We start from the raw sequence: 7,023 nt of genomic DNA on the forward strand, positions 1-7,023 counted from the left end.
GAAATTCCTGTAACCAACGTTCGCCCTGCGAGCACCCGCCCCATGCAGCCCCATACCTCTACCGAACTGACCAGTGCCGAGACGGTGTTCGACGTCGACCAGGAGCAACTGGCCCGGACATACGCCAAGGCATTCCTGGCGGCCACCGAGTCGATGGACCAGGAAGGGTTGTTGGAAGAGTTGCATTCGTTAGTGGTCGATGTGCTGGAAAAGTTCCCAGACTTTAATTTCAATCTGACGTCGAATTTTCTTTCGCACGAAGAACGCGAGGACTTGATCGATGCTGTGCTGGGATCGAGGGCATCGGCACCTGTGGTCAATTTGCTGAAGATCCTCTCACGAAACGGTCGACCAAGCATGCTGCGGCCCGTCATCCGGACGATTCGCAAGCTGCATGGTGAAAAACTGGGGCGGCACGAAGTTCGGGTTTACGTTCCCCATGAATTGAGCAGCGACTTGCAAGAAGGCTTACAGCAAGCTTTGCAGTCTCGGTTGGGAGTAACGGCCGACTTCCACTTCCACCTGAAGCCCGAGTTGATCGGTGGCATGGTGGTTCAAGTGGGCGACACGGTGTTCGATGGTTCGGTCCGGATGACTCTGGAGCGAGCTCGACAGAAAATGGTGATGCAGGCGATCGAGGCCATCGAGACACGGCCCGACTCGTTCTTTGTGGATAGTGACGAATAGTTTATTACGTGAGATTTGTGGTGAGGTCAGTTAGTTGTTGTGGGATGTCGCACTGGACGCCGACTCAACAACTGACCTGCTAGCTCACAACGAGTTCATATGCTGGAGCGTGCGATGCCGAAAAGTCGGCACGCGCCTGGTTCTGGAGCCCAACGATGAAATTCAATAGCGATGAGATCGCATCGGTCATTCAGGCGCAGATCGCCAACTACGACGCGGACATCGATGTCCGCGAGGTGGGCCGGGTGCTAGAGGTTGGCGATGGCATCGCCCAGGTGTACGGCCTGAGTGGCGTGATGGCTGGCGAAATGGTGGAGTTTGAGAATGGGGTGAACGGCCTGGCCTTCAACCTCGAGGAGAACTCCGTCGGTGTGATTATCCTTGGCGACTACCTGACCATTTCCGAGGGCGGGGAAGTTCGCAGTACCGGTCAGCTGTTGAGCGTGCCAGTGGGCGACGAACTGCTCGGGCGGGTCGTCGATCCGCTTGGAAATCCGCTCGATGGCAAAGGTCCCATTAACACCAGCAAACGCCGCCCCGTGGAAGTGATAGCCGCAGGTGTGGCCGAGCGTCAGCCGGTTACCGAGCCGATGCAGACCGGTATCAAGGCGATCGACGCGATGACCCCCATCGGTCGTGGCCAGCGTGAGTTGATCATCGGCGACCGTAAGACCGGTAAGACGGCCGTTGCCATCGACGCGATCATCAACCAGCGCGACAGCGGCGTGAAGTGCTTCTACGTCGCGGTTGGCCAGAAGGAGTCGACAGTCGCTGGGGTCATCGAGAAGCTCCGCGACACGGGAGCGATGGATTACACCACGGTGATCGTGGCGGGTGCCAGCGACCCCGCACCGCTGCAATACATTGCCCCCTACTCCGGCACGGCCATGGCCGAGGAGTATATGTACAACAGTGGCCATGCTTTGATCGTTTACGACGACTTGAGCAAACAAGCTGTTGCCTATCGACAACTGTCGCTGTTGATGCGTCGTCCGCCAGGACGTGAAGCGTTCCCCGGCGACGTGTTCTACTGTCATAGCCGGTTGCTGGAACGTTCGGCGAAGCTCTCGGACGAGTTGGGGGGCGGTTCACTCACTTCGCTGCCGATTATCGAGACGCTCGAAGGTGAGGTTTCCGCCTACATTCCGACCAACGTGATTTCGATTACCGACGGGCAAATCTACCTGCAACCGGACCTGTTCTTTGCTGGCGTTAAGCCCGCGATGAATGCCGGTATCTCGGTGTCTCGTGTGGGTGGTAACGCTCAGATCAAGGCCATGAAGAAGGTGGCCGGCGGTATGCGACTCGACTTGGCCGCGTTCCGCGAGCTCGAGGCGTTCGCTCAGCTCGGTACCGAACTCGATCCCGCCACCCAGGCCCGACTGGACCGTGGTTACCGCATGGTGGAACTGCTGAAGCAGGGCCAATACGAGCCCATGAACGTGGTGGATGAGGTGCTGGTCATCTACGCCGGCACCAAGGGGCACCTCGACCAAGTGGACGTGAACGACGTAGCTCAATGGGAGAAAGAGTTCATCACCTTCATGCACGACCAGAAGCCCGAGGTGCGTCAGGCTCTTACCGATAAGCAGGCGCTCGATGACGACATTGTCGGCATGATCGAAACTTCGCTCGAAGAGTTCAAAGGCCAGTGGGAGTCGAAAGGCGCTTCACAAGCAACCGTCTAGGCTCTTCCTCCAATAAGGCAATCAACCAACGATCGAAACGGATTGATTTCCGTTCTACCTGAAAATGGCGAATCCACGCGAACTCGATAAACGACGCAAGTCGATCAAGAACATCCGCAAGATTACGCGGACCATGGAATTGATCGCGACCGCTCGGTTCCGCAAAGCGATGGACCGCGCCAGTGCAGCCACGGCCTACACCGAACAGATTATGAAATTGGTGAAAGACCTGGTGAGTTCGGGCGTATCGGTGGAGCATCCTCTGTTGGAGCCGCGATCCGAGGTCAACAACGCTGCGCTGCTAGTGCTGTCGGCAAACCGTGGTTTCTGCGGCGGCTTCAATGGCAACGTAACTCGTGCTGGGTTGAATCACCTGAAGTCCATGAAGCAGGAAGCCGAGCATGTCCGCGTTGAAGTTAGCGGCAAGCGAGGCATTTCGGGCTTCAAGCAGGGACGCGTAGAAGTCGATCACCAATTTACCAATTTTGAAGATCGGCCCGCCTACGACGACGTGGAGTTAATTGCGAACCGTTATTTGGCGGAATATGCCTCTGGCATGCTCGACCGACTGGATGTCGTTTATACCCGGTTCGAAAGTGCCGCTAAGCAGCATGTTACCATTGAGACGCTGTTGCCATTGGGTGGACTGGGGCTTGGCGACGCGGAGCCCGCGGACGCAAGCACGACGGTGTACGAGTTTTTGCCCTCGCCCGAGAGCATTCTCGAAGAGGTCGTGCCGACCAGTTTCCGTGTGAAACTATTCAAGTGCTTCCTGGATACGGCTGTCAGCGAGCAGATTGCTCGTATGGTAGCGATGAAGGGAGCCACCGAGAATGCAGGCGATCTGATCAAGCAGCTCAGCATGCAATACAACCGTGCCCGCCAGGGTCGCATCACTTCGGAATTGATGGACCTGATCGGCGGCGTCGAGGCCCTAAGTTAAAGCCAACGCTCGGCGCCTGACGCACATGACCAATCATAACTGACCTTCTACTGCTTATTAGTAAGAAAATTATGTCAACAATCACCGGACACATCGGTCACATCACGCAGATCATTGGCTCGACGTTCGACGTGGAGTACGAAGAGGACAAGCTGCCCGCGATCTACAACGCAGTTAAGATCCAGGGAGAGCACAAGGGCGTGAAGATCGATCTCACTGGCGAAGTGCAGCAGCACCTTGGTGGTGGTCGCGTTCGTTGTATCGCGCTTGGAACCACGGATGGTTTGGTGCGAGGCCAGGAGTGTGTTGATACTGGCGGACCTGTGAGTGTTCCCGTCGGCGAAGAGACGCTGGGCCGCGTGTTCAATGTGTTGGGCGAACCAGTCGATGGCCGGGGGCCGGTGAACGCCAAGGAGCGGTGGCCCATACACCGTGAAGCCCCCGAGCTGAAAGACCTGGCTACCAAGACCGAAGTGTTCGAGACGGGCATCAAGGTGATCGACCTGCTCACCCCTTTCGTGCGTGGTGGTAAAGCTGGTCTGTTTGGTGGTGCCGGTCTCGGTAAGACGGTTATTCTCACCGAGTTGATCGCTCGTATCGCGAAGGAGCATGGTGGTTACTCCGTGTTCGCTGGCGTTGGTGAGCGGACCCGTGAAGGGACCGACCTGTGGCTAGAGATGCAAGAAACCATGATGGGCGAGGGCAAGAGCGTCATCGACCAGACCTGCATGGTGTTCGGTCAGATGAACGAGCCGCCTGGATCGCGTCTGCGTGTGGCTCTGTCGGCGTTGACCATGGCCGAGTACTTCCGCGACCAGACCGGTGCCGACACGCTGCTGTTTGTGGACAACATTTTCCGCTTCTCGCAAGCCGGTAGCGAGGTGTCCGCTCTGTTGGGCCGTATGCCTTCGGCCGTGGGGTACCAACCGACGCTGGCTAGCGAAATGGGTGCACTTCAAGAACGTATTGCTTCGACCAGCAAGGGGGCGATTACGTCCGTGCAAGCGGTGTACGTGCCGGCGGACGATCCGACCGACCCCGCCCCGGCCACCGCGTTCGGTCAACTCGACGCGTTTATCTACCTCGAACGCTCGATTTCGGAGAAAGGCATCTACCCGGCGGTCGACCCGCTGGCTTCTTCGAGCCGAATTCTCGACCCGCAATATGTGGGGCAGGAGCACTTCGATTGTGCCCGCCGCGTCCAGACCACGCTCCAACGTTATCGCGAACTGCAAGACATTATCGCTATTCTCGGTGTGGATGAACTGAGCGAAGAAGACAAGCAGGTTGTGCACCGCGCTCGGCGAATCGAACGATTTTTGTCTCAGCCGTTCATTGTCGCCGAGGTGTTCACCGGTAAGGCGGGTGAAGTGACTCCGCTGGCCGACACGATTCGCAGCTTCAACGAAATCTGCGATGGTAAGTGGGATCACCTGTCCGAAGAGTCCTTCATGTACGTCGGCCCGATCGAACAGGCCGAAGAGCAGTGGAAGAAGTCGCAGAAGTAGTCGCCAAGGCTTAGGGATTCACGATGGCAGATCCAGCGAACAACTCGACCAATATGAAGCTCGTGGTGGTGACACCCGAAGCGACGGTGCTCGACGTGACAGCCGAGTTCCTCGTGGTGCCTCTGTACGATGGCGAACTCGGCATTGCTCGCAATCACGCGCCTATGATCGGTCGACTGGGTTTCGGAGAGCTTCGCTATCGCAATGGCGGCCAAACCGCCTCGTACTACGTCGACGGTGGCTTTGTTCAGGTGCAGGACAACATGGTGTCCGTGTTGACCAACCGAGCCTTGGCCGCTGAGGAGATTGATGCGGCTGCCGCAGAGGCCCAGCTCAGCGAGGCCATTGCAAGCAAGACGACGAATGCCCAGCAGATGGCCATTCGCGAGCGGCTGATGCTTCAAGCGCGAGCCCAAAAGCGGATGGCGAGCAAGGCCTAGATCACCGCGCAAACCGTTCAGGGTGACGCAGGAGCCTCTTCTCTCGCTTCTTCCTTAGGATCGCCTTCAGACGCCCGCCCCTGTTTGGCAATCTCGTATTCGGCCAATGACAGGGTCAACTTGACGTTACCGATGATCATGTCCTGTTTGACGATGCCGACTCCTTTGGCGAGCCAATAGTGGCTCACGACATCGCCCGATTTTGTCTTGGCCGTAACCGTGAGTCGGATGGCATCGAACTGTCCCGCCGGGACGGCGACCTTTTCGGTCTTATTGGCGATCTCCGCAGTGGCATCCATCGTCTCTTCGCCCAGCTTCACATCCTTCTTTTCCCATTTCCAGCCGAGTTTTACTGGCTCCGGCAGGAGCATGATCTTGGGAGAGATGGGAGTGCCATTGAACTGATTGCGACTTAGTCCACTTTCGGACAGTTGCAGGTGCTCGGTGGCGACGACACTGCCATTCACGCTCGAGGACAAGCGATAAAGCTGTTTGCCATTAACTTCGTCGGTGCCTGCGACGCTGTTGGTCATCTCCATCTTGCCGCGTGGCCCGTCGAGAATCATCGTCCATTTCGACCCGGTAGTTAGCGGATAGAATTCTGCCGCATGACCGAGGGCATCTTCACCCTGGGCAGGAACTGCCAGACACAGGGATACCAGAAAGAAAATAGCTGTCCGCCTCATAATGGGCCCCCCTGTCGGAATTAAATGGCCTCGGGGCCGCGTTCGCCTGTGCGAATGCGGATACAGTCGTCCAACGGTAGCACAAAGATCTTGCCGTCGCCAATTTCTCCTGCCTCTCCGGTGCGACCGCCGCGGATGATGGCATTGATGGTGGGTTCCACAAAGTCCTCGTTTACCGCAATCTGAAGCTGAACTTTGCGGAGCAGATTGACGGAAATCTCGTGGCCGCGATAGACCTCGGTTTGGCCCTTCTGCCGTCCAAAGCCTTGGACGTCCATGATCGTCAGACGCACCACTTCGACGTCCGAAAGGGCCGCTTTGACGTCTTCCAGTTTACTGGGTTGGATAATAGCGAGGATGAGCTTCATACGAAGGGAGGGGGCAGAAGGAGCGTTCAGGAACCGGGCTAGTATGGCCCAACAGGCGAACTATACCAGAACTACAATTCTAGCATCCGAAGCCATGTGCTGCTATCGGAGCTTGCAGAGAGCAAGGGACGATCGCCGATCCCTGAGTTGAGATACGGGAGTCCAACGCTGCCAGGTTGGGACACCCCGGCTTGGGCGGTTCAGGCGGTGAAACCACCCAAGCCATGTGGGGCATCCTTCTGGATTGGGCGGAACGCGCCTCGCTGCAACTCAGCTTGGCGTGGCTGCGAGAGAAAACTCCAGCCGAACAAGATATTGCCCCAAGAGGCACGCTCCCCTGTTTGCGCAAAGCCGGTCGGGTGCGGATGAGCCAGGCGGTAAACTCATCCGCACCCGAGCCAGGCCAGCTTGGATTCTGTTCCGGCCTGCTGCCGTCCAGTTAGCCGGCGGGCCTTGAGTTCGGACGGGCCAGGCGGTAAACCCGTCCGAACTCGTGTAGGCCAGCTTGTGTTCGGTATCACGCCTTTCATCTCTTAAGCAGGCCCTGGTTCGGGTAGGCCAGGCGGTAAACCTACCCGAACCATGTGAGCCAGCTTGTGTTTCGCGTTACCGTCTGCCGCTATCTTCTTTTCCAAACCGGCCTTGGTCCGGGTGAGCCAGGCGGTAAACTCACCCAAACCTTTGAGGCCAGCTTGTGTTCGGT

At 57.6% G+C, this 7,023-nt stretch carries 7 protein-coding genes; 5 read left to right on the forward strand and 2 right to left on the reverse strand.

Annotated elements, in window-relative coordinates; genetic code table 11:
• The first annotated feature begins 42 nt into the window (after window positions 1-42).
• The 5 genes from atpH (at window position 43) to atpC (ending at window position 5,266) form a co-directional block, all read left to right on the forward strand.
• Window positions 43-687 (forward strand): ATP synthase F1 subunit delta, encoded by a 645-nt coding sequence (atpH, locus tag NG895_RS30010; protein WP_252856261.1) that lies wholly within the window; start codon window positions 43-45, stop codon window positions 685-687.
• 155 nt (window positions 688-842) lie between these two features.
• Complete coding sequence (gene atpA, locus NG895_RS30015; RefSeq protein WP_252856262.1) at window positions 843-2,375, forward strand: F0F1 ATP synthase subunit alpha; 1,533 nt, start codon at window positions 843-845, stop codon at window positions 2,373-2,375.
• A 64-nt stretch (window positions 2,376-2,439) separates the two neighbouring features.
• A complete protein-coding gene (gene atpG / locus NG895_RS30020; RefSeq protein WP_252856263.1) occupies window positions 2,440-3,318 on the forward strand; it encodes an ATP synthase F1 subunit gamma in 879 nt (292 codons plus the stop codon).
• 71 nt (window positions 3,319-3,389) lie between these two features.
• Window positions 3,390-4,826, forward strand: a complete 1,437-nt coding sequence (atpD, locus tag NG895_RS30025) for a F0F1 ATP synthase subunit beta (protein WP_252856264.1) — start codon at window positions 3,390-3,392, stop codon at window positions 4,824-4,826.
• Between the two features lie 23 nt (window positions 4,827-4,849).
• Window positions 4,850-5,266: an ATP synthase F1 subunit epsilon gene (atpC, locus tag NG895_RS30030; protein WP_252856265.1), complete on the forward strand. Its 417-nt coding sequence runs from the start codon at window positions 4,850-4,852 to the stop codon at window positions 5,264-5,266.
• Window positions 5,267-5,283: 17 nt separating this feature from the next.
• Here the strand turns inward: atpC and NG895_RS30035 are convergent, their stop codons facing one another.
• Window positions 5,284-5,952, reverse strand: a complete 669-nt coding sequence (locus NG895_RS30035) for a TapB family protein (RefSeq protein ID WP_252856266.1) — start codon at window positions 5,950-5,952, stop codon at window positions 5,284-5,286.
• 20 nt (window positions 5,953-5,972) lie between these two features.
• The gene (locus NG895_RS30040) at window positions 5,973-6,320 is read right to left on the reverse strand and encodes a P-II family nitrogen regulator (RefSeq protein WP_252856267.1); all 348 of its coding nucleotides are present in this window, start codon (window positions 6,318-6,320) and stop codon (window positions 5,973-5,975) included.
• Window positions 6,321-7,023 lie beyond the last annotated feature (703 nt).

The organism is Aeoliella straminimaris (genome assembly GCF_024054565.1).
In the GTDB taxonomy this organism is placed as follows: domain Bacteria; phylum Planctomycetota; class Planctomycetia; order Pirellulales; family Lacipirellulaceae; genus Aeoliella; species Aeoliella straminimaris.

Coding starts and splice junctions, on each gene's coding strand:
- NG895_RS30040 (WP_252856267.1), bottom strand. CDS start 6,320: ATGAAGCTCATCCTCGCTATTATCCAACCCAGTAAACTGGAAGACGTC.
- atpG (WP_252856263.1), top strand. CDS start 2,440: ATGGCGAATCCACGCGAACTCGATAAACGACGCAAGTCGATCAAGAAC.
- NG895_RS30035 (WP_252856266.1), bottom strand. CDS start 5,952: ATGAGGCGGACAGCTATTTTCTTTCTGGTATCCCTGTGTCTGGCAGTT.
- atpH (WP_252856261.1), top strand. CDS start 43: ATGCAGCCCCATACCTCTACCGAACTGACCAGTGCCGAGACGGTGTTC.
- atpA (WP_252856262.1), top strand. CDS start 843: ATGAAATTCAATAGCGATGAGATCGCATCGGTCATTCAGGCGCAGATC.
- atpD (WP_252856264.1), top strand. CDS start 3,390: ATGTCAACAATCACCGGACACATCGGTCACATCACGCAGATCATTGGC.
- atpC (WP_252856265.1), top strand. CDS start 4,850: ATGGCAGATCCAGCGAACAACTCGACCAATATGAAGCTCGTGGTGGTG.